The organism is Nodosilinea sp. AN01ver1 (assembly GCF_050565655.1).
Lineage (GTDB): Bacteria > Cyanobacteriota > Cyanobacteriia > Phormidesmidales > Phormidesmidaceae > Nodosilinea.
Window position 1 is genome coordinate 13476 of sequence record NZ_JBNXVS010000032.1, and the last position, 21585, is coordinate 35060.

The 21585-nt window shown below is 57.8% G+C and carries 19 protein-coding genes and 1 pseudogene; 14 read left to right on the forward strand and 6 right to left on the reverse strand.

Translation table 11 applies throughout. The annotated features are described in order from the left end of the window. The first annotated feature begins 14 nt into the window (after positions 1-14). Positions 15-1958: an iron uptake porin gene (locus tag ACQ4N7_RS20670; protein ID WP_430713384.1), complete on the forward strand. Its 1944-nt coding sequence runs from the start codon at positions 15-17 to the stop codon at positions 1956-1958. Positions 1959-2026: 68 nt separating this feature from the next. Here the strand turns inward: ACQ4N7_RS20670 and ACQ4N7_RS20675 are convergent, their stop codons facing one another. Together ACQ4N7_RS20675 and ACQ4N7_RS20680 are read right to left on the reverse strand one after the other, a co-directional pair. Beyond that, positions 2027-3466 carry an ion transporter gene (locus ACQ4N7_RS20675; protein ID WP_430713385.1) on the reverse strand — a complete coding sequence of 480 codons (1440 nt, stop codon included), beginning with the start codon at positions 3464-3466 and terminating at the stop codon, positions 2027-2029. 12 nt (positions 3467-3478) lie between these two features. Further along, positions 3479-3667 carry a CPXCG motif-containing cysteine-rich protein gene (locus ACQ4N7_RS20680; protein ID WP_430713386.1) on the reverse strand — a complete coding sequence of 63 codons (189 nt, stop codon included), beginning with the start codon at positions 3665-3667 and terminating at the stop codon, positions 3479-3481. Between the two features lie 205 nt (positions 3668-3872). On the opposite strand from ACQ4N7_RS20680, the gene ACQ4N7_RS20685 reads away from it, so the two are divergent. After that, positions 3873-4424: a hypothetical protein gene (locus ACQ4N7_RS20685; RefSeq protein ID WP_430713387.1), complete on the forward strand. Its 552-nt coding sequence runs from the start codon at positions 3873-3875 to the stop codon at positions 4422-4424. 154 nt (positions 4425-4578) lie between these two features. On the opposite strand, the gene ACQ4N7_RS20690 is transcribed toward ACQ4N7_RS20685, so the two are convergent. Continuing rightward, the gene (locus ACQ4N7_RS20690; RefSeq protein WP_430713388.1) at positions 4579-4983 is read right to left on the reverse strand and encodes a DUF2721 domain-containing protein; all 405 of its coding nucleotides are present in this window, start codon (positions 4981-4983) and stop codon (positions 4579-4581) included. A gap of 113 nt (positions 4984-5096) precedes the next feature. Beyond that, entirely contained in the window at positions 5097-6101 is a 1005-nt protein-coding gene (locus ACQ4N7_RS20695) for a phosphoribulokinase (RefSeq protein ID WP_430713389.1), read from the reverse strand. Positions 6102-6836: 735 nt separating this feature from the next. Between ACQ4N7_RS20695 and petH the strand changes: the two genes are divergently transcribed. The 10 genes and pseudogenes from petH to ACQ4N7_RS20745 all read left to right on the forward strand — a co-directional run bounded on the left by petH (position 6837) and on the right by ACQ4N7_RS20745 (position 16152). Then, positions 6837-8096, forward strand: coding sequence for a ferredoxin--NADP reductase (gene petH / locus ACQ4N7_RS20700; RefSeq protein WP_430713390.1), 1260 nt, complete (start codon positions 6837-6839; stop codon positions 8094-8096). A gap of 114 nt (positions 8097-8210) precedes the next feature. After that, on the forward strand, positions 8211-9521 hold the full coding sequence (locus ACQ4N7_RS20705) for a homoserine dehydrogenase (protein WP_430713391.1): 1311 nt from the start codon (positions 8211-8213) through the stop codon (positions 9519-9521). 408 nt (positions 9522-9929) lie between these two features. Further along, positions 9930-11708: an ABC transporter ATP-binding protein gene (locus ACQ4N7_RS20710; RefSeq protein WP_430713392.1), complete on the forward strand. Its 1779-nt coding sequence runs from the start codon at positions 9930-9932 to the stop codon at positions 11706-11708. A 70-nt stretch (positions 11709-11778) separates the two neighbouring features. Continuing rightward, a complete protein-coding gene (locus tag ACQ4N7_RS20715; RefSeq protein WP_430713393.1) occupies positions 11779-12054 on the forward strand; it encodes a BrnT family toxin in 276 nt (91 codons plus the stop codon). Next, on the forward strand, positions 12017-12292 hold the full coding sequence (locus tag ACQ4N7_RS20720; RefSeq protein WP_430713394.1) for a BrnA antitoxin family protein: 276 nt from the start codon (positions 12017-12019) through the stop codon (positions 12290-12292). Before ACQ4N7_RS20715 ends, ACQ4N7_RS20720 begins: the two co-directional genes overlap by 38 nt. Positions 12293-12296: 4 nt before the next feature. Further along, the gene (locus ACQ4N7_RS20725) at positions 12297-13016 is read left to right on the forward strand and encodes an ABC transporter ATP-binding protein (protein WP_430713395.1); all 720 of its coding nucleotides are present in this window, start codon (positions 12297-12299) and stop codon (positions 13014-13016) included. A 2-nt stretch (positions 13017-13018) separates the two neighbouring features. Beyond that, positions 13019-14125 carry a hypothetical protein gene (locus ACQ4N7_RS20730; protein ID WP_430713396.1) on the forward strand — a complete coding sequence of 369 codons (1107 nt, stop codon included), beginning with the start codon at positions 13019-13021 and terminating at the stop codon, positions 14123-14125. 116 nt (positions 14126-14241) lie between these two features. Continuing rightward, positions 14242-14958, forward strand: a pseudogene (locus ACQ4N7_RS20735) (MATE family efflux transporter); the annotation flags it as partial. 73 nt (positions 14959-15031) lie between these two features. After that, positions 15032-15493 (forward strand): MATE family efflux transporter, encoded by a 462-nt coding sequence (locus tag ACQ4N7_RS20740; RefSeq protein WP_430713434.1) that lies wholly within the window; start codon positions 15032-15034, stop codon positions 15491-15493. 89 nt (positions 15494-15582) lie between these two features. After that, a complete protein-coding gene (locus tag ACQ4N7_RS20745) occupies positions 15583-16152 on the forward strand; it encodes a hypothetical protein (protein WP_430713397.1) in 570 nt (189 codons plus the stop codon). A 173-nt stretch (positions 16153-16325) separates the two neighbouring features. Here the strand turns inward: ACQ4N7_RS20745 and ACQ4N7_RS20750 are convergent, their stop codons facing one another. Further along, positions 16326-18215, reverse strand: a complete 1890-nt coding sequence (locus ACQ4N7_RS20750; RefSeq protein ID WP_430713398.1) for an AAA family ATPase — start codon at positions 18213-18215, stop codon at positions 16326-16328. A gap of 131 nt (positions 18216-18346) precedes the next feature. Next, positions 18347-18907 carry a CPBP family glutamic-type intramembrane protease gene (locus tag ACQ4N7_RS20755; protein ID WP_430713399.1) on the reverse strand — a complete coding sequence of 187 codons (561 nt, stop codon included), beginning with the start codon at positions 18905-18907 and terminating at the stop codon, positions 18347-18349. Positions 18908-19065: 158 nt separating this feature from the next. Between ACQ4N7_RS20755 and ACQ4N7_RS20760 the strand changes: the two genes are divergently transcribed. Next, positions 19066-19341, forward strand: a complete 276-nt coding sequence (locus ACQ4N7_RS20760; RefSeq protein ID WP_430713400.1) for a hypothetical protein — start codon at positions 19066-19068, stop codon at positions 19339-19341. A 244-nt stretch (positions 19342-19585) separates the two neighbouring features. Then, complete coding sequence (locus tag ACQ4N7_RS20765; protein WP_430713401.1) at positions 19586-21457, forward strand: diguanylate cyclase domain-containing protein; 1872 nt, start codon at positions 19586-19588, stop codon at positions 21455-21457. The last annotated feature ends 128 nt before the right edge of the window (positions 21458-21585 follow it).

Sequence of the window (21585 nt, forward strand, 5' to 3'; positions counted from 1 at the left end):
TGTGAGGAAGATTGATGGTGAACGTTTTGTTTGGGCGGGCTGCGGCGCGCCTCTGTTTAGAGAGCTGTGGGCGCAGCCTGGTGGCGGCTGCGGTGCTGCTGCTGTCAACCACGGCGGCGATCGCCAGTGCCCCTGCGGCTGAACCGCTGGAAGAGGGCAGCGAGGCCGAGGCCGCGATCGCCGCTGCTTTTGAACCTATCGCCGAGAATGGGGAAGCGGCGGATGGAGGGCTAGCGATCGCTGAAACTGCCCCCCAGGCGGCCACGCTACCGAATTTGCTGCTGGCGGCTGACTCCCTGCCCGCGATCGAGCCAGAGGCCCCCGGCATGCTTCGCGTTGACGATCTCGAAGCCAGCTTAGCTGACGACGCCACGGTACAGCCGGTAGCCGCCGACGGCCTGGCTCAAGTCACCCAGGTCAGCGACTTTTCAGATGTACAGCCCTCCGACTGGGCCTTTCAGGCGCTGAGCAATCTGGTCGAAAGCTATGGCTGCATTCAGGGCTACCCCGACAGCACCTTTCGAGGGCAGCGCTCCCTCACCCGCTTTGAGTTTGCCGCTGGCCTCAACGCCTGCCTGGATGTGATTGTCAGCACCCTAGGCACAGGCGTTTCAGAGGAAGACCTGGCGGTTATTAGCCGCCTGCAAGAAGAGTTTGCCGCTGAACTGACCTCCCTACGCGGACGAGTCGATCAGCTAGAGGCCGAAACGGCAGAACTGCGCGCCCAGCAGTTTTCCACCGTCACCAAGCTGCGGGGGCAGGTATTTTCCAACCTGGGCGGCGGTTTCACCAACGGCGATATTTTGGCTGAGGGTCGCAGCATATTCGACCCTAATCCTCGTGGCGTGGTGCGTACTGTCACTCGCGACCCTGCTCTCAGCACCACTAACCTGGTCTGGCTCAACCTGGATACCTCCTTCAGTGGGTCCGATCGCCTTAAGCTGCAGCTATTGTCCGGTGCTGGTACCGGACCTGCCAACCTCTATGGCTCGGCGGGTCTTTTTAACACCTTTGGTACAACTTTTGTAAACCAGGGTGGTGTACCTGCCGGGCGAGACTTTAGCGTGTTCATCCGAGAGCTGAGCTATGCCTTCCCGGTCGGGGACCGATTGACCATTGATATCGGCCCCCGAATTAACTGGTACGCCTACTTCGACAACAACCGCTACACCTTCTTCTTAACCGGAGCCAACAGCTTTAACTCCAGTGGCGGCACCCAGGTCAACGCCGTAGACCGGGGCACAGGTGCGATTGTGGTCTGGGACGTGGCTGACTGGCTCGATATTCGCGTCGGCTATCTAGCCGAAAATACCGAGTTTATCGGTGGCAATAAAGCCCCTAGTGACCCCAGCATTGGCTTGTTTGGCGGCACCAGCACCCTTACTGGCCAGATTGGCATCAGGCCCTTTGACAACTTGAATCTACGGTTCTTGTATACCCGATCTAACCTGATGCCCAATAGTTTTGGGCTGATTGGCGGTACCTTTAGTGAACCGATTTACGGTCTGGCCGACGATGGTGCTGGCGGCCCGTTGACCAATGCTCCGGCTGACACCTTTCTGGTGAATTTCGACTGGACACCCCTGAACTGGCTTGGTATCTTCGGCCGCTATAGCTACGGGAGCGTCAACTTAACATCTGCCATTAGCCGATCGGGGATTGGCAGTATCGACTCCCAGTCCTTCCAGCTTGGGCTTGCCTTTCCTAACTTACTTAAGGAAGGATCACTGGCGACAATCTCCTACCTGGTGCCCTTTAGCGTCTTGAACGGAGAGCAGTTTCTGGCTTCGGGGTATGGCAATGGCGGACGGCAGCAGGAGTTAGAGTTTTCCTACCGCTATCCGCTGAGCCGAAACATTGCCTTTATGCCCTCGGTTTACTGGATCCAGCAAGCTAACAACTTCAGCAACAACCCTGACATCTTCATCTTTAACATGTTGGCCCAGCTGAGCTTCTAAAATGGGCTGTTCTGTTAGTCAGATTGGCCTATAGTGTCTTCGCCCCGTTTGCTGACAGACGGGGCTTTTTAGTCTTCAAGCACCGCAGGCATTTTGCGGGCAATAACCACCAGCTGGTCTTTTGCGGCCAATCGGTAGTTAGCGGGAGGGTTGACCAGGGTATGACGCTTGGGTTGGCTCACCTCTACGGCGATGGGCAGAGCATCTTGTCGCTGCTTCATGCGGTCTACCGCCTGCCAAAAGGGTAAATCGACCCAGCTGGGGGGAACCGGAACTTTGTAAATTTGGTTGCCCACCTGCACCGTAAGCAGTTCTGCCAGCACGTCGACCGATCCCTGGGCGCGGGCCGAGGTGGCAATGATGTGGCTGGTAATTTCGTCGGCTACGATCACATCGTCGACTCCAGCGGCTTTAAGCTCGATGTCGTTGATGCGATCGAGCAGTTGGGCACAGGTGTAGATCGCTGGGTTGAGTTTTTCGATGGTGAGGGCGGCCAGCACCGTGCGGGCGTCGATGTCTTGATCGCTGCGCGATCGCGAGGTGTCGGCCAGCAAAATAGCCCGCGACGCGTGGACGATACCCACGGTTCGCAGTACGTCCATGCGCGTATAGTCGGCGGAGTGGAAATACAGCTTTGATAGGTTGAGGTGCTGCAGCTCTTGTTCGGGGGTCTCGGTAAACTCGGCCACGACCACAATGGCGCTGTGCCGCATGTCGGGGTCAAACAGCATTTCTTCGACGACGTGGGCACCGTTGCGGTTCCAGCCGCAGATCACCGTGTGGCCCGCCAGTTCATCCAGTTCCATGGTGCGAAACTCCATTGCAAAACGCAGCCGTTGCACCATAATTGCAGAGACCAGGCCCGTCACAACCGCAAATAAGGTCAGGCCGCCCAGCATTAAGGTCAGAATCAGCAGTCGCCCCAGCAGCGTTTCGGGCTCGGCCCCAATTGGCTCGGAGGCCACCAGGGTAAACAGACTCCACCAAAAGGTTTTAGTCAGCGTGTCGGCGGCTGGGTTGCTGCTCGACTCCAGCAGGTAGAGCCCCAGCGCCCCCATCAGCACAATTACCCCAATCGTAGACAGCACGCCAATTTGAGACCCCAGCCCCAAAGCCAGGGTAGGGGAGACGCGGGCCAGGTTGCGGTTCAGCAGCGCGGTAGCTCGCAGCAGTCGCAGCAGCCGCAGCAGCCGCAGAATGGGAAACTGCAGCGGGAACGGCAGCACGGCTAGAATATCGACCCAGTAGAGGCGCAAAAACCGCCAGCGGTTGTTGGCGGCCCAGCCCCGGACGGCTAGCTCTAGCCAAAATATCGCCGTTAGCGCCCCTTGCAGGTGCAGCAGTCGCTGGTAGCCAGGTCGAGTCGGGCTAGCGGCAATTTCTAAAAAAATCAGCACCACCGACAGCAAAATTAGCCCCATGAGCGCCATTTCTACGGCAGAGGTTTGCAGCAGTTTGTTGAGTCGGGCCTTCAGGGCAGCAGTCGGCGTTAGCAGCAGGGCGGGCATAGTCAGGCAGCGCTATTCCACAAAGTCTGTGGCAATATCGATATCTAGCGAAACATCATCTACCGTGACGTAGAGCTGGTTGGGCCGACAGCACACCTGGCAGTCTTCGATATAGGTCTGGCTTAGCCCAGCCGAGAGATCGACAAATGTGGTGTTGGGCTCGCCGCAAAAGGCACAGATGTACTCAGCGGTAGATTGCATAGATAGCAGAAAGGTCGCAGTTGGACAGGAACATTTGAATTAGCGGACCGTCTTCACAATTAGCGGACCGTCTTCACATTTAAGAGGTAATCTTTAAGCGATCGCGGGCTTTATCGGCCTAACTAACCTATCATTCCCGCTGTCTCTGTGCCCGCTTCACGAACAAGGCACCCCTACAACTTCAATTTCGTTTCTGGAGATTGCGATGAAAGTAAGTCACCTAGCGGCTCTCACCTTAGCGGTAATGCCTATCGGCGCTCTGGTGCCGGCCCCTATTGCCCAGGCGCAGCTGTTTGTATCGTCGCCCATTCAAGCGGTAACCCCCAACAGCGAAACTCTTTACCTCAACACCAACGCCACCGTCGAACAAACCCTGCGAGTGGGGGCCGCCACCACCCTGAACGGCCGCAGTATTCCGGCGGGGGCGATTGTTCGCGGTCGGTTTGAGCCTGCCGAGGGCGGGGTACGCTACGTTGCCACCGCCGTTGAAGTCGGCAGCCAGGTTTACCCCGTCAACGCTGCTTCTGAGCTGCTGCGCGATATTAAAGACCCCAGAGAAACCAGCACAGGGGCCATTCTGACCGATGCTGGCATTGGGGCCGCAGGCGGGGCGGCTGTGGGCGGCATTCTCAGTGGTCGGGTATCCGTCGGCAGCATTCTCGGCGGTGCGGCGGCGGGGGCCATTATTGGCAACACCACCGCCCAGCGGGTGGTCGTAGTTGAGCCCAACCAAACTCTGACGCTGAAGACCCAGTAGCATTGGACTCTCGCTGACTGAGTGGAGTCGAAGTCAGCGGGTTTCGACTCCGCTCAACCCTCGGGAGTTCGACTTGGCTCAGTCACCGGGTTTCGACTCCGCTCAACCCTCGGATTTGCTCGATCGGTGAGGGAAATGCTGCTGTCCTATTGGTCTAGGTTTTGGGGTAGCGGCACTTGGCGTCGATATCGGCCAGTTCTGCTTCAATCGCTCTGGTGCTGATGGCAATTTCGTAGAGCGAGGTCAGCAGTGAAGCTACCAGCAGCAGCAGGCTGAGGCCAAATAAAACTTCCGCCAGCTGCTGTTGGTTGACAAACAATCCCAGCATCGACAGGGTGCAAACAATAAAGCTCGATACGCCCAGGGCCTGCATCAGACGAATCAGGGCAATGCGCTGGCGCAGATTCGAGATCTGGCGCTGCACCATGCTCTCAAAATAGTCGCGCTCAGAGCTGTGGAGCTGGCGAATCAGCTGGGCCAGCACTAAAAAGCGGTTGGTGTAGGCCAGCAGCAGCAGCGAAATCGCCGGAAACAGCAGGGCCGGAGTCGTGAGTTCCATAGCAAATAAAAAGAGAGGACATCGCCATGGATATCCTCTCCCAGTTATGCCAGACAGGTTAAGTCAGACAGGTTTAGCTAAGCCATTACGTCAAGATAGGTTGACGTAGCCGGTTATGCGGTGGTGGCCACTTCGCGATTGGCGGCGGTCAGGCGCTCGTAGGTGGCGCGCATTTTGAGCCCCACCAGCACCTGGAACAGGCCGCTACCGTTGGTAGAACCGGGGTACTCGCGGTGCTTGAGCAGCAGCTCGGTCATTTCGCCGTAGTACTTGGTAGAGGTGTTGCTGAGGTGGCTCTCGATGTAGATCATCTCTTCGAGGCGATCGAACTGGCCGTCCACCTCTAGCACCGAGACCTCGTGCCCGTAGTAGGAGTCGGGGCCGTAGTGCATGCGAATGCCGGGGTAGGAGCAGGTGAGCTTGCGCCCGCAGGGGATCCAGTCGATGGTCGAGCCTTCGTCGAACAGGTAGACGGGGTCGAAGCCCTCGATACCTTCGCGCTGCATGAGTCGCACCCGCAGCACCTTCTTCTCCTCATCGTTGGGAATTAGCTGGGTGGGCAGAATTTGAATGACAACGTCGGCGTACTGCTTTTGGATATCGACGTAGGCTTCAAAGTCGGGGCGGCGGGCATTGATAGAGGCCAGCACGTCTTCGTAGGTGTGGCCGCGCTCGGCCATGTCGCGCTGAATCTTCCAGGCGATTTTGACTTCGTCGCTGATGTCGAGGTAAACACTGAAGTCGAGCAGCTCGCGCACGCGCTCGTCGTAGAGGGGGTGCAGACCTTCAATCACGACGATGCGATTGGGGTCAACCCGCTCGGGGGGGTCGAGTTCGCCGGTCTCGTGGTTGTAGATGGGCTTGTCGATGCTGTTGCCTTCTTTCAGCGCTTTGATCTGCTCATACATGAGGTCAAAGTTGTTGGCCTTGGGGTTGAGGGCGGTCACCCCAGCCGCCTTGCGCTGCTTGCGATCGAGGCTGTGATAGTCATCGAGACAGATGACAGTCATGAACTCAGCGCCGAACAAATCGCTCAGTCGTCGTAGAAACGTAGACTTGCCGCACCCAGAGTCGCCGGCGACACCAATTAGAACTACTTTGTCTGGCTTGCTGATCATAAATTCCCTCTAAACAACCTTCTATAAAAATAGAACCCAGCGTTGCAACCTAGCAAAGGACTCATCGACTTCAGAGGTGGCTCTGGTCTGGCCCTTTTCTCGATGCTCTAGGGCGATCGCCCCAAGCGGCACATTACCCGTAAATGTCGCGACCGTGAAGCCCAAGATGCTCAGCCGAAGAAGCGAACCTGCCCCCTCAAATGCCAACCACCGTCGCCCATGCAGCTAAGACCAACCGGCTCTCAGCCTAAGCGTCGACACTTCCTACCCTCCCCAAACCGCCGATGGCATCGAGCCAGCTCAGTGGATAAGTATTTCTACCGCGAGTAGCTTCATCCTATCAGAAGCTAGTATCCTTCACAACAGTTTTTAGTGGGGATCAGCTCGACCGCCACGGTCGAGGGTTTTAGCCTGAAGAGAGATTTTTAGATTAACTTAACGCTCACTGCTGCAAAGAACACAATCTTTCCCGCAGGATGTAATAGAGTGCAACCATTCACTGGGGCATTGGCTGGATGCGGAGCTAGATGCAGGCCGCCCGGTCTGCGATATCTCTCAACCCTCAGTATTACACCGTCTTACAGTGATACCCTAAGCTAAAAGTATTTCTGATGTCACCGTCTCTGGGTTGGCCCTACGGCTGGTCGAGCAGGCGCATTAGAAGTTATGCGACGGGTCATGACGGTGTGCCTCCGTCGCACTTAGTTGGGTCTAGAGAGTCACTGAATTTTAGATATGTACAATCCAAGTGTGAGCGGCGGCAACGCCAGTACTGTGGCCGGAAGCCGTTTGTTTTTATACGAAGTGCAGGGCCTGCGCCAAAATGCAGAAACCGACCAGATGAATAACCCCATTCGCAAGAGTGGCAGTGTTTTCATCACGGTGCCCTACGACCGTATGAACCAGGAAATGCAGCGCATTACCCGCATGGGCGGCAAGATTGTCAGCATTCGACCCATTGAAGAGGTGGGTACCGTTAACGCTGCTGAGCCTACGCCCATCACGGCTCCCGTGGTTGCGTCCGCCGAAGCTGCTGCCCCAGCAGAGACCGCGCCAACCCAAACCAACAAAAAGCCCATGACTCAAGCCGCACCCAAGGCCGCTGCGAGCGTGCCCATTAACCTCTACAAGCCCAACAGCCCCTACGTCGGCAAGGTATTGTCGAACGAACCTTTGGTTCAAGAGGGGGGGTCGGGGATTGTGCAGCACATTAAGTTTGACCTGTCCGGTGGGGATCTCCACTATGTAGAAGGTCAGAGTATCGGCATTATTCCCGATGGCACCGACGATAAAGGCAAGCCCCACAAGCTGCGCCTCTACTCCATCGCCTCGACTCGCCACGGTGACGATATGGACGATAAAACCGTGTCGCTCTGCGTGCGTCAGCTGGAGTACAAGCATCCCGAGACGGGCGAAACCGTCTACGGCACCTGCTCCACCTTCCTCTGTGGCATCGAGCCCGGCGCTGATGTGAAGATTACCGGGCCGGTGGGCAAGGAAATGCTGCTGCCCGACGACCCTGAGGCCACCGTCATCATGCTGGCGACGGGTACGGGGATTGCTCCCTTCCGCGCCTATTTGTGGCGCATGTTCAAAGACGCTGAGCGCCAGAAGAACCCCGAGTACCAGTTTAAGGGCATGGCCTGGCTGATCTTTGGGGTGCCCTACACGCCCAACATCCTCTACAAAGAGGAGCTGGAGCAGATGGTAGAGCAGTACCCCGATAACTTCAGGCTTACCTACGCCATCAGCCGCGAGCAGCAAAATGCCGAGGGTGGCCGCATGTACATTCAGCACCGCGTGGCTGAGCATGCTGATGAGCTGTGGGACCTGATGCAGAAGCCCAATACCCACACCTACATGTGCGGTCTGAAGGGTATGGAAGACGGCATCGACGAAGGGATGTCCGTGGCGGCTAACAAGCATGGGGTCGACTGGATTGAGTTCCGCAAGCAGATGAAGAAAGAGCACCGCTGGCACGTAGAAACCTACTAGGTCACACGTTAGGTAAAAAAGAAGGGCCGAATTGGCCCTTCTTTTTTTTGCCTTGCAGCAATCCCTTTACAATTGGGCATAGCGATCGCAGTTAAGGAATTCAGGCCATTGGTTATGCGTGTTGGGCTGCTGGGGCTGGGAACGGTGGGGTCGGGAACGGCCAAAATTTTGCTGGACCCGGCCCATCGCCACCCGCTGGTGGGGCAGATTGAGCTGGCTAAGGTGGGCGTGCGGAGTTTGGATAAGCCGCGATCGGTGGCGATTGAGGGCGATCGCCTCACCACTGACCTGGAGAGCATTGTCAGCGACCCCGCGATCGATGCGGTGGTGGAGGTGATGGGGGGGCTGGAACCGGCGCGATCGCTGATTCTCAAAGCTATTGCCCAGGGTAAGCACGTGGTGACGGCCAACAAGGCGGTGATTGCTCGCTACGGGGACGAAATTTTTACTGCCGCCAACGAGGCGGGGGTCTACGTGCTGCTGGAGGCGGCGGTAGCGGGGGGGATTCCGGTGATCCAGCCCTTGAAGCAGGCGCTGGGGGTGAACCGCATTCGCGCGGTGACGGGGATTATTAACGGCACCACCAACTACATCCTCACCCGCATGCAGCGGGAGGGGGGCGACTTTGAGCCAATTTTGGCCGATGCCCAGCGGCTGGGCTACGCCGAAGCTGACCCCAGTGCCGATGTGGACGGGCTGGATGCAGCGGATAAGATTGCGATTTTGGCGTCGCTGGCTTTTGGGGGGCGAATTAAGCTGTCGGAGGTGTACAGCGAGGGCATTCGTCAGGTGACGGCGGCGGATATTGCCTACGCTGAGCGGCTGGGGTTTGTGATTAAGCTGCTGGCGATCGCCCGTCGGGAAGGGGAGTTTGACGAAAGCTCAGACCAGGCGCTGGATCAGCTGCAGCTGCGGGTGCATCCGACGCTGGTGCCGGTAAGTCATCCCCTGGCCTCAGTAAATGATGTCTACAACGCGATTTTGATCGAGGGCGAACCGATTGGACAGGTGATGTTCTTTGGGCCGGGGGCCGGGGAAGGGCCGACGGCGAGCGCGGTGGTGTCTGATTTGCTAAATCTGGCGGCTAATCTGCGGGCGGGGACGACGCCTCAGGCGACCAATCCGCTGCTGGCCTGTAGTCATCAGCACTACTGCAAGGTTAGCCCGATGGCGGATATTGTCAGTCGCTTTTATGTGCGGCTGCTGGCGGAGGATGCGCCGGGGGTGATTGGCAAGCTAGGGACTTGTTTTGGTCGCCACCAGGTGAGTTTGGAGTCGATTGTGCAGATTGGGCAGCATGAGACGCGGGCGGAGATTGTGATTGTGAGCCATGAGGTGACGGAGGCGAAGTTTCAGACGGCGCTGGATGAGCTGCGGGATTATGCTGAGATTCACAGCGTGGCGAGTGTGCTGCGAGTGCTGTAGGGTGCATTCGCGGCTTGAACTTTACTATGCTCTGGCCTGAGATCTCGGGGCCGCAATGCACCGCATTGAGTATCTTGCCTAGGCTTAGCGGCGCACAATTGGGAACAAAAGCCAGATCTACTGCTGGGGCCATTTCGCAGGCCCCAGACCCCCGTCGACCAGGGCCGTTCCGCCGCCCTGGACCCAACGGAAAGGATTGGCTGATCATCGGTTTAAACCTCTGTCCTGCAAATTGATGGGTGGGAGGCTTTGGTGAAGCGCATTTACGAACATGAAAGGCCGATCGTAGGGTGGGCACTGCCCACCTTCCACCTCTGACGCTCATCCTAAACGGGGGCCAATCCAAAATCGCCAGTCCAAAACCGATCTTGGGTTAGTTACACTTTAGCTTTTGCGGTTAGGGCATCTATGGCCAGTATTCAATCGGTGCGCCATCCTCTACAGCGACTGCTGCGCTACGGGCACAACTACCGATCGCAGATCTGGGGGGCGATCGCAAACTCTATTCTCAACACCATCTTTGATCTGGCTCCGCCTTACCTGATCGGCATTGCCATTGATGTGGTGGTGAATGAGCAAAGTTCGCTGATTGCTCGGATAGGGATTACGAGCATTGCGGGGCAGCTGGGGGTGTTGTCGGGGCTGACGTTTTTGATTTGGAGTCTGGAGTCGCTGAGCGAGTATATCTACGCGCGGCTGTGGCGCAACCTGGCTCAAAATTTGCAGCACGATTTGCGGATCGATACCTATAGTCACCTGCAAAGCCAGGATCTCAGCTACTTTGAGGACCGCAGCACGGGCAGTTTGCTGTCGATTCTCAATGACGACATTAATCAGCTGGAGCGGTTTCTCAATACCGGAGCGCACAATCTGCTGCGGTTTTTTACCACGGTCATCTGGGTGGGGGCGACATTCTTGATTTTGGCACCGGGGGTGTCGTGGATGGCGATGCTGCCGATTCCGTTTGTGCTGTGGGGGTCGATCGCGTTTCAGCGGCGGCTGGCTCCCCGCTACGCGGAGGTGCGCGATAAGGCGGGGCTAATTAGCGGTCGGTTAGCGAATAATCTGTCGGGTATTGCCACAATCAAGAGCTTTACAGCGGAGGGGTATGAGCGCGATCGCGTGTGGCAGGACAGCGATGCCTACCGCTACAGCAACCGTCGGGCGATCGCTCTTAGCGCTGCATTCATTCCGCTGATTCGAATTGTGATTTTGGTAGGCTTTACCGCCATGCTGTTTCTGGGCGGTATGGCGGTAGCCAACGGCACGCTGTCGGCGGGTACCTACGGCTTTTTGGTGTTTATTGTGCAGCGGCTGCTGTGGCCGTTTACCCAGCTGAGCGAAATTATGGATGAGTACCAGCGGGCGATGGCCTCGGTGCGGCGGGTGCTGGGCCTGCTGGATGAGCCGATTGAGCTGATCCCCGGTCGCAACCCGCTGCCGGTGCACCAGGTCAAGGGGGATGTGCGTTTTGAGAACGTCACGTTTGCTTACCGCGATCGGCAGCCCGTTCTGAAGCATCTTTCTCTCCACATTCCGGCTGGGCAGAGCATTGGGGTAGTGGGGGCGACGGGCTCGGGCAAGAGCACGCTGGTTAAGCTGCTGCTGCGGTTTTATCAGCCCCAGCAGGGCCGCATTTTGATCGACGGGCAGGAGATTCAGGACCTGCTGCCCCAGGATTTGCGCCGCTGCATCGGCCTGGTCAGTCAGGATTTGTTTTTGTTCTCGGGCACGGTGGCGGAGAACATCGCCTACGGTAGCTTTGACGCTAGCTTTGATCAAATTCTGCATGCGGCCAAGCTGGCCGAGGCCCACGAGTTTATTGTGCAGCTGCCCCAGGGCTACGACACCATTGTGGGCGAACGGGGCCAGAAGCTCTCGGGCGGGCAGCGGCAGCGGCTGGCGATCGCCCGCGCCATTCTCAAAGACCCGCCAATTCTAGTTCTGGATGAAGCCACTTCGGCGGTGGATAACGAGACCGAGGCGGCAATCCAGCGATCGCTGGCGGTGATCACCCAGGGGAGGACGACGCTTGCGATCGCCCACCGCCTCTCCACCATTCGCCACTGCCACCGCATCTACGTGATGGCCTACGGCGAAATCGTCGAGCAGGGCCGCCATGAGGAACTGCTGGAGTTAAACGGCCTCTATGCCAGTCTGTGGCGGGTGCAGTCGGGCCTGCGTTAGCCTAGTGGATGAGTCGAAGCTGTAACTACATTGCGTAACTACAGATGATCATCGTTGCTACTATCAATCCATGGACTTTGCGTGGGACGACGCCAAACGCCTTTCCAACTTGCAGAAGCATGGGGTTGATTTTGCCGACGTTACCGCCTTATTTGATGGCGATATCTTGACTGTAGAAGATGATCGTTACAGCTACGGAGAGCAACGGTTTGTCACTTTCGGCTTACTTCAAGGCCGGGTGGTTGCCGTTGTCCATACCGAACGTGAAAATCGAATTCGCCTGATTTCTGCTAGAAAGGCAACGAGATATGAACAACGAATCTACTTTGAGCAACTCTCAAACTGACTGGCAACGCTTAGATGCCATGACAGATGAAGACATTGATTTGTCAGATTGTCCAGAAGTAACGCCAGAGATGTTTGCTAAGGCCGTTGTGCGGCACGGTTTGCCTGCATCTAAATCCAAAGCTCAGGTTACGCTCCGTATCGATAGCGATGTTTTGGATTGGTTTAAATCTCAAGGACAGGGATATCAAACCCGCATCAATCAGTTGCTTCGAGCCTACATGGATGCCCATCAGTAACGTCATGCCTACTCCTCTAATCGAGTTTCGCCAGCTGCAAAAGGTCTACGGCTCGGGCAATACCGAGGTGCGGGCACTGTGGAATGTGGATCTATCTATTTACCCCGGTGAATACTGCGCCATCATGGGGCCGTCGGGTTCGGGCAAATCGACGGCGATGAACATGATCGGCTGCCTAGATCGCCCCACCGCCGGGCAGTACTTTTTCGACAACCAGAACGTCGCCACCCTCGACGACGACGCCCTGGCCCACATTCGCAATCAAAAAATTGGCTTTGTGTTTCAGCAGTTTCACCTGCTGCCCCAGCTGACGGCGCGCGAAAATGTCGAGCTGCCGATGATCTACTCGGGCGTGCGCAGCGAGGCGCGCCACCAGCGGGCGACGGAGGCGCTGGTGCGGGTGGGGCTAGGCGATCGCATCAACAACAAGCCCACCCAGCTCTCGGGGGGGCAGCAGCAGCGGGTGGCGATCGCGCGGGCGATCGTCAACAATCCCCTGTTATTGCTGGCCGACGAACCGACCGGGGCGCTCGATACTCGCACTACTGAAGATGTGCTCGGTATCTTTGCCGATCTCCACGCCGCTGGTATTACGGTGGTGATGGTCACCCACGAGCCCGACGTAGCCCGCGCCAGCCAGCGCATCATCTGGTTCAAAGACGGCGAAGTGCTCAACGACCACCTCAGCCCCGCCGACCTGGCCGAGTCTATAGCCCTTCATTAAAAATGCCTCAAAACGCTATCGAACGCAGAAGGGAGGCGTATTTCCAGCTCAGCTCACGCATTGCTCAGCTGAACAATGCTCAGCTGAGCCATTTACTGGAGGCGAATGCGGCCAACACGTCTAATTCGGGCTGGGGCGTAAACCAGACCCTTGTTTTTGGACAATCAAAGGTTTTTGTGAAACGGATTCCGGTTACCGATCTCGAATATAACAACCTGTTTTCTACCAGAAATCTCTACGATTTACCGACTTACTGCAACTATGGCTTAGGCTCCACAGGAATTGGAGTTTTCCGTGAGCTTATAACCCACATCAAAACAACTCACTGGGTACTCGAAGGAGAGCATTCTATGTTTCCTCTGATGTACCACTACCGAATTCTGCCATCGACTGAGCTGCGATCGCAGGTGGATGCCGACCAGCTCCAGCGCTATGTAGCCTGCTGGGGCAATAGTGAAAATGCTGGACAATACCTGCTCGACCGAGCGATCGCCAGCCGTGAGCTAGTGCTATTTCTGGAGCACATACCCTACATTTTAGGCGAATGGCTGCGAGACAACCCAGACAAACTGCAAAAGCCATTGTGCGATTTGCGTAAAACAATTGATTTTTTAAGCGCGAAAGGAATTATTCACTTCGATGCCCATTTTTTTAATGCTCTGACCGACGGCGAACAGACCTATTTAACCGACTTTGGCCTGGTCCTTGATCGAAGTTTTGACCTGACCGAAAAAGAAAAAGCATTCTTTGATCGCAACGCCCTTTATGACTATGGAGAAGTTCTGCGAAATCTAGGATATTTGATGCGTTTATCCTACGATTTATGCTCAGAGAGCGACAGGCTCAAAATCATAAGCAAATATGGTATTAAGGATGGGTTAAAGCCCTATCAAATCTCTCTGATTTTACTCGAAAATATTCAACAGATACAGGCTGATGGGGATATAAAACTAGGCGATTTTTATGTCGACAGCGTGCTAAAGTATCGCAACATTACCGCCTTGATGCAAAATTTCTTTGCCGATATGGTAGACAACCCCAGAAAAGATACAGAGTTTCCTGATGTAGAGCTACAGTACCTGCTCAAAAAGACGAATTTTCTGCCTTAAATACCATGCCTGATACTGGCCCCACTGCCCAAACATCCTCGGCAGCCGAAGTAGATGCTTCGCGCTTTTTGCCCAGCTTCTTGAAGCTGGCGGTGGCCAATATCATCTCAAACCTGATGGTGCCGCTGGCGGCCCTGGTCGATACGGCCTTTTTGGGCCACCTCGACGACATTCGCCACCTGGGTGGGGTGGCCCTGGCGACGGTAATTTTTAACGTGGTGTACTGGAGCTTTGGCTTTTTGCGCATGGGCACCACGGGCACTGCGGCCCAGGCGCGGGGGCGCGGCGATGCCGTGGAACTTTGGCTGATTTTGCTGCGCAACGGGGCGATCGCGCTCAGCTTCGGCCTGATCATTCTGCTGTTCCAGGCCCCCATTCGCGAGCTGGGGTTTGGTCTACTCAGCGGTGAACCTGAGGTGAGAGCAGCGGGCATCGCCTTCTACAACGCCCGCATTTGGGATGCCCCAGCGGTGCTGCTGAACCTGGTGCTGATGGGCTGGTTTTTGGGCCGCGAGCAGGGGCGGCGGGTGATTGCCCTGTCGATGGTGGGCAACGGCAGCAACGTGGTCTTCAACTACATGTTCATCAACCAGATGGGGCTGGCCAGTGCCGGGGCCGGGCTGGGCACCGCCCTGAGCCAGTATCTGACGCTAGCCGTTGGGTTGGGGTTGTTGATTAAAGAAGGCGGTTGGCAAAAACTGCGAGCGGTGCTGCCCCAGGGGTGGAACCCGCAGGCGATCAAAGGCCTGTTCTTGCTGAATCGCGATATTTTAGTGCGCACGTTTGCGCTAGTGCTGAGCTTTGCGCTGTTCACCAACTTCAGCTCGGCCCTGGGCACTCAAACCCTGGCCGCCAACACCCTCTTGCTCCAGGTGGTAACGCTGTCGGCCTACTTTATCCGACGGCATTGCCTTTGCCACCGAGAGCTTTGCGGGTCGGTATTTTGGCCGCGGCGATCGCACTCACCTGCGCCGTCTGTTGACCCTGGGAGGATGCACCAGCATTGCCCTGGGGCTATCCTTCGCGCTGGCCTTTGTGCTGTTTCCGCAGCCGCTGTTTGGTCTGCTGACCGTCCACCAGGAGGTGATCGCTACGGTGCAGACCTATGTGCTGTGGTTGATTCCAGTGCTGGGGCTGGGGGCGATCGCCTACATGCTCGACGGTTATTTCCTTGGCCTCACTGCCGGTTCGGTGCTGCGCAACGCCACCGTTCTAGCCGCTGGGGTCGGCTTTTTGCCCCTGGCCTTCCTGGCTCAATCTGTCGGTAGCGCCCATCTGCTCTGGCTGGCGTTAGTCGGTTTGATGGCCGCCCGCGCGCTCACGCTGCTCTGGGCTGTGCCCAAATCTCTGGCCTCACCACTGCCCTGAGCGTTCTTACCACTTTCCTACATCGTTCGGCTACAACGTAAGTTACTGTCGCATTCACGTGAGTGCTGGCTAGCCTAGCTGGGGTTGTCATGGCGCTAAAAACCGAGCTTTTTGACGAAATCTATGCGATCGATACGACCAACAACGCCTACATGATCGAGGTGGCCCTCGACCACTACACCGATATTTTTAGCGAGTGGGACCCAGCCCCCTTTAAGCGGCGAGAACTCGACCCAGATTTGCAGCTCTACCTGGAGAGCAGCGCCGACGAAATTCCGGCAAAATATGCGATCGAGGTGTGTTTTACGCTACCCCCCGGCACCCGCAGCGAAACTCTGGAGAAGGATGTCAGGGCGGGCCTGAAAAACAGCGTCGATTTTAAGCTCTATTTGTTTAAAAAAGAAATTCGGCTGATCAACACTCGCACCGCCCGGTACATCATCGCCGGTTTGGGCACGCTTTTGCTCGCTCGGCTGGCAGAACCCTTCGACATCAACATATTGACCTCGGTGCTCACCGAGGGGCTTTTCATCGGCGGCTGGGTGTTTTTGTGGGAGGCGGTTTCCCTATTCTTTTTCTCGAATCGGGACTTGTACAACCGCTATCGCACCTACAAACGGCTGCGCAGGTCTGAGGTCATCTTTAGCGAAGCCGCTTAATCTAAGGTGAATCGGGGTTACAAGATGCTGAAATTTAACTCTGGCCTGGCTTAAGACAAAACACTTGCGCTCGAAGCAAAGTCCCTGAAAGCAGCAACCTACTCCGAGACAAGAGGGCAAACGCCGCTTGCCCCTGCCTGATTGTCTTAATTGAGGCGGTACTGGTCGCTGATTTACCCCCGGTTGGCCACCGAGCTGCGCTGGCTGAGAATGGCCTGGTGGGCCTGCTCCCAGTGGTGGGGCGCAATGCGAATCTGGCTGGGGTCGGCCATGCCCTGGGTGCGGTACTCGCGCACGGCTTCGAGGGCGGCCTGGTTGCTGAGCAGGGCCAGGTCGGCTCCGTTCCAGCCGTCGGTGCGGCTGGCCCAATCATTCAGGTCAACGGCCTGTAAGGGGCGATCGCCGTTGTGTACCTGCAAAATCGCCAGCCGCCCCGCCGCATCGGGCAGGTCAATCTCTAGCTGTAGGTCAATGCGGCCCGCCCGCAGAATGGCGGGGTCGAGGGCGCTGGGGCGGTTGGTGGCCCCAATCAGCAGCACGTTGGGGCAGCCCTGGAGGCCATCGAGTTCGGTGAGCAGCTGGCCGACGACGCGATCGCTCACTCCAGAGTCGCCCATGTACTGGCCGCGAGCGGGCACCAGGGTGTCGAGCTCATCGATAAACACCACGCAGGGGGCGGCCTGGCGGGCCTTGGCAAACAGTTCGCGCACGGCCTGCTCGGCGGCCCCCACCCAGCGGCTCAGCAGCTCGGGGCCGTTGACAGCGATGAAGTTGGCGCGGGCCTGGGCGGCAACGGCCTTGGCCAGCAGAGTTTTGCCGGTGCCGGGCGGCCCCCACAGCAGCAGGCCACGGGGCGCTTTGGCCCCGGTTTGGGCGTAGAGTTCGGGGTAGAGCAGCGCCCCTTCAACCGACTCCTGCAGGGTTTGTTTGACGCTCTCCAGACCGCCGATGTCGTCCCAGGCGATCGCGGGGCACTCCACCTCCACCGATCGCAGCACCGAGGGCTTGATTTCTTTGATCGCCTGAAGAAAGTCGGCCTGCACCAGGGTCATGGTGTCGGGGACGGGGCCGCTCAGGTCGGGCACCTGGCGGCGCAGGGCAAAGTAGGCGGCTTTTTGGCAGAGGGCCTTGAGGTCGGCCCCCACCATGCCGACTGAGAGATCGGCGATCGCATCCAAGTCCACCCCATCCAGCGGCATGTCGCGAGTTTGAATCTGAAGAATCTCCAGGCGACCGGCGCGATCGGGCACCCGAAACTGCACCTCGCGATCGAAGCGACCGGGGCGGCGCAGGGCGGGGTCGATGTGGTCGGGGCGGTTGGTGGCGGCCAGCACAATTACGCCCTTGGTCTGGGCAAAGCCATCCATCAGGCCCAGCAGGGTGGCGACCAGGCGCTTCTCGACTTCGCCCTCGACCTTGCTGCGATCGGGGGCGAGGCTGTCGATCTCGTCAATAAACACCAGGCAGGGGGCGGCTTTTTTAGCCTTCTCAAAAATGGCCCGCAGCCGCTGTTCGGCCTCGCCGTAGTATTTGCCCATGACTTCGGGGCCAACGATCGCGATGTAGTTGACGCTCAGGTCTTCGGCCAGCGATCGCGCCGTCAGGGTTTTGCCGGTGCCCGGGGGGCCGACCAGCAGCACGCCGCGCGTCGGCTCCAGGCCCAGCTTGGCCAGCACGTCGGGCCGCTTGAGCGGAATTTCCACCAGTTCGCGCAGCTCTTGCAGGGTGGTGGCGAGGCCGCCGACGTCGCGCATGGTGGGGTGATGCGAGGGCGATCCCTGAGCGGAGTCGCAGGGAGATGAGGAAGACGCCCCCTGAGCGGAGTCGAAGGGGGGTGGGGTGATGATGACTTCTTCGACGGCGGGATCGGTCCCTGCACTGGCGGCGGGGTTGCGGTTCATGCGGCTGACGCCGATGTCGGGGATGTTGCCCTGGCGAGGAATGCTGCTGAAGCCGCGTGCGTTGACCTGCACGTTGGTCTTTAGTTCGCCGTTTTCAGCCTTTTCTTCCAGGGTTTTGGCCAGTTCGAGCAGTTGTTCAAAGCCTTTAAAGAAGTCAGTCATGGCAGATTTAGGACGAACAGCAGAGAGGTGGGCGCTTTTCAGCATGCCCTGCTCCCAGAGTTCACTACCGACCGGCAAAACCACAGCCCCGGCCTCAAGCCGTTATAAAAGTTGAGAAACAGGGGTTGAGCCTACAGCCTGAGCGCCTGGTAGCCCCCCAAAAACAGCAGCCACACCGTCACCACCAGCCAGTGCATCGCCGTCACTACCCACAGCGACCCCGACTTCCAGTAGACAATGGTGCAGATCAGGCCCAGCAGCGCCGCCGCCAGCAAAAAGACGGGGTTGGTGAAGGTGGCAAACGCGATCGGGTAGAGCGTCATCGCATTGAGCGGGTGCATGACCACAAACAGCCCCAGCATGGGCAACCCCAGCCGCCAGCGCTTGCGATCGCTGATAATCTCGCTCGGGTGAGGCAGCATGAGCACCCGCCAAAACCCTTCTTCGAGCAGGGCTGGCACCACCAGCACCCGCGCCGCCAGCCGCAGGCCACCTGCCCAGCCAACATCGGCAATCACTGGCGAGAGAAAATCACTGCCCAGCCCTACAGGAACCATGACCGCACCCAGGGCCAGCGTTAGCCCCACCGCCAAAAGCCAGTCCTGGGGCTGGGGCCAGGTGGTGGCTGCCTGCCGCAGACGATGCAGGGTAAGCTTGAGGGCGATGTAGGCGCGCAGGCGGAGGTAGGGCAACGTTAAAACACCGTAGCAGCAGTAAACAGGAACCTGGCGCGGTCTCTGAGGCGCTGGCGCAGCAGCGGGTTGTGCTTTAGGTTACAGAGACGCGCCTCGTTGTGAACAAATAATTCGAATAATCTAATAGTAAACAGATCGCCCCCAGGGTGACCGCTATGAAACATGCTGACAGTCACACCTTGACCCGCCTGAGGCCGCTGCTAGATCAGGTGCGCCAGCGTGTACCGCCACTGAAAGAACCCAAGGTTGGGACGTTTTACCTAAAATCGGCGGCGTTTTTGCATTTCCACGACGACCCCAGCGGGCTGTTTGCCGATTTGAAAGTGCAGGGCAACTGGCAGCGGTACCCGGTAAATCATGAGGCCGACTATATTGCTCTGCTACAGGCCCTAGACCAGCAGCTGCCGGGTGCTGGCCCCAATGGCTGTTAACTCAGCATGGCTAGCTCTTGTGAGCCAAACGTTATTGATTGATTGCTGTTGGTGAATACTGTGCCGGTCAGTGGAGGCCGCCAGCTAGAGAAAGAAGTACTGACTATTGGGGAACGTTAACTCAAATCCCGCGGGCGATGACAATTGCAGTCATCCTTTCTAGAACGGTGTTCTAACAAGAGTGGCCTGTCGGTGCGGGCCAGGTAAGACATTGGTGTGATGAAGTTCTTCGGATTGTAGTCTCTTGCCTGCTGAATCGCGTTCATCACCCGAGTTAGATTCGACCCTGGGAAACTTGCCCGGGGTAGAGGCGGATGTGGAGGCCGCAGAGGCGATCGCAACGCCTGAGCCACCTGCTCCAGACCTGCCCTGGCAGACGCTGTTTGAGGCGGCCCTCGACGCCATGCTGATAGTCAACAATGACGGCGTCTACATTGAGGTCAATCGGGCCGCCTGTGCGCTGCTGGAGCTACCTCGCCAGACCCTGCTGGGGCGACGAATAGCCGATTTTTTGCTGCCAGGCACCGATTTTGAGGAGCTGTGGCAAACATTTATAGCTGCTGAGCAGTTGCGGGGCGAGCAACTGCTGCGGCTTGACAGCGGTGTCTTCAAAACGGTGGAGTTCGCCGCTACGGCCCACGTTTACCCCAACCACCATTTGGCGATTCTGCGAGATATTAGCGAGCGTAAGTGCAGCGAGACCGAGCGCAATGCCCTGTCTCACCAGCTAGAGCAGTGGGTGGTCAGCAGTTCTGAAAAGCTGCAGCGCACCGAGGCCGCCCTGCGCATGCAGCAGCAGCGAGTTGACAGCATTCTCAACTCGCTGGAGTGTGTTGTGTGGTCGGTGCACCCCACCACCCTCGAAACCATCTACGTCAACGCTGCCGTCGAGACGATCTACGGCTACCCTGCAGAGGCCTTTTTGAGCGACCCTGACCTCTGGTTTAGCTGCCTTCACCCCGAAGATAAGCCGTTGCTCATGGCTGATGTTAGAACCCTCAGGGATGACACTAAAATCGATCGCGAGTACCGCATCTTTAGGGCCGATGGTACCCAGCGGTGGGTGCGAGGACAGGCCCGCCTCGTGCGCAACGCCGCTGGTCAGCCGACCCGCATTGACGGGACTACAACCGATATCAGCGAGCAGCAGGCGGCCCTGCGTGAACGCAAACAGGCTGAGCTTGCCCTCAAAGAAAACCAGGCCACCCAGCAGCTGATTCTAAACGCCATCCCCGACTTAATGATGCGGGTCAACCGCAATGGCTACATTCTCAACCTTATTTCTGGCGGTGAGATTACGCTCTACAGCCCAATTCAGCCCTACTCCCATCAGTCGGTTTATCAGGGGTTTCCTCGCGATCTAGCCGATCAGCGCATGCACTACGTGCGGCTCGCCCTCGACACCGGCACCCCACAGCGCTACGAACATGCCCTAGACCTCTATGGCGAGCTGCGCTACGAAGAATCGCGGGTGGTGCCCATCAATGAGGCTGAGGTTTTGGTGATTGTGCGCGACATTACCGATCGCAAGCAGGCTGAAGCCATTCAGGCTGACCTCAACCAGAAGCTCCAGCGGGTCAACGCCGAGCTGAACCGCCTGGCCACTGTGGACGGCCTGACCGAAATTGCCAATCGCCGCAGCTTTGATCAGGCGCTCGATTTGGAGTGGCAGCGGGCCCGCCGCCAGCAGAAGTCGCTGTCGCTAATTCTCTGCGATATTGACTACTTCAAGCCCTACAACGACAACTACGGCCACCTGGCCGGTGACGACTGTCTGCGCCAGGTGGCTCAGGTATTAAATACCGTAGTGCAGCGGCCCGGCGACCTGGCGGCCCGCTACGGCGGCGAAGAATTTGTGCTGCTGCTGCCCGACACGACCCTGGAGGGGGCAATTGGCATCATTGAAAAAATTCAGGCGGCAATCGCCCAGTGCCATCTGCCCCACGCCTACTCCGACGTCGCGTCGGTGATCACTCTCAGCTTTGGCGTGGTCTGCCATCGCCCCTCGGTCAAAGAGCATTCTCCCCGCGAGCTGGTTCACCGCACCGATCTGGCTCTCTACCAGGCCAAGGCCCAGGGGCGCAACTGCTATGCGGTGGGCGAGAGCCTGGGCTAAGGGCGGCCCCGTGGTGTAGCGGTTGCTCAGAGTCTTTCGGCGATCTAGGGTTAGAACGACGCCGTTGATGAGCGGGGGCACTGAGCCAAACGAGTTTTGCCAAGCTAACCTTGATGTTCAGCGCCCGC

Excerpts from the sequence above, each read along its gene's own strand:
- ACQ4N7_RS20670 (WP_430713384.1), top strand. The coding sequence starts at position 15 with ATGGTGAACGTTTTGTTTGGGCGGGCTGCGGCGCGCCTCTGTTTAGAG.
- ACQ4N7_RS20675 (WP_430713385.1), bottom strand. The coding sequence starts at position 3,466 with ATGCCCGCCCTGCTGCTAACGCCGACTGCTGCCCTGAAGGCCCGACTC.
- ACQ4N7_RS20680 (WP_430713386.1), bottom strand. The coding sequence starts at position 3,667 with ATGCAATCTACCGCTGAGTACATCTGTGCCTTTTGCGGCGAGCCCAAC.
- ACQ4N7_RS20685 (WP_430713387.1), top strand. The coding sequence starts at position 3,873 with ATGAAAGTAAGTCACCTAGCGGCTCTCACCTTAGCGGTAATGCCTATC.
- ACQ4N7_RS20690 (WP_430713388.1), bottom strand. The coding sequence starts at position 4,983 with ATGGAACTCACGACTCCGGCCCTGCTGTTTCCGGCGATTTCGCTGCTG.
- ACQ4N7_RS20695 (WP_430713389.1), bottom strand. The coding sequence starts at position 6,101 with ATGATCAGCAAGCCAGACAAAGTAGTTCTAATTGGTGTCGCCGGCGAC.
- petH (WP_430713390.1), top strand. The coding sequence starts at position 6,837 with ATGTACAATCCAAGTGTGAGCGGCGGCAACGCCAGTACTGTGGCCGGA.
- ACQ4N7_RS20705 (WP_430713391.1), top strand. The coding sequence starts at position 8,211 with ATGCGTGTTGGGCTGCTGGGGCTGGGAACGGTGGGGTCGGGAACGGCC.
- ACQ4N7_RS20710 (WP_430713392.1), top strand. The coding sequence starts at position 9,930 with ATGGCCAGTATTCAATCGGTGCGCCATCCTCTACAGCGACTGCTGCGC.
- ACQ4N7_RS20715 (WP_430713393.1), top strand. The coding sequence starts at position 11,779 with ATGGACTTTGCGTGGGACGACGCCAAACGCCTTTCCAACTTGCAGAAG.
- ACQ4N7_RS20720 (WP_430713394.1), top strand. The coding sequence starts at position 12,017 with ATGAACAACGAATCTACTTTGAGCAACTCTCAAACTGACTGGCAACGC.
- ACQ4N7_RS20725 (WP_430713395.1), top strand. The coding sequence starts at position 12,297 with ATGCCTACTCCTCTAATCGAGTTTCGCCAGCTGCAAAAGGTCTACGGC.
- ACQ4N7_RS20730 (WP_430713396.1), top strand. The coding sequence starts at position 13,019 with ATGCCTCAAAACGCTATCGAACGCAGAAGGGAGGCGTATTTCCAGCTC.
- ACQ4N7_RS20745 (WP_430713397.1), top strand. The coding sequence starts at position 15,583 with ATGGCGCTAAAAACCGAGCTTTTTGACGAAATCTATGCGATCGATACG.
- ACQ4N7_RS20750 (WP_430713398.1), bottom strand. The coding sequence starts at position 18,215 with ATGACTGACTTCTTTAAAGGCTTTGAACAACTGCTCGAACTGGCCAAA.
- ACQ4N7_RS20760 (WP_430713400.1), top strand. The coding sequence starts at position 19,066 with ATGAAACATGCTGACAGTCACACCTTGACCCGCCTGAGGCCGCTGCTA.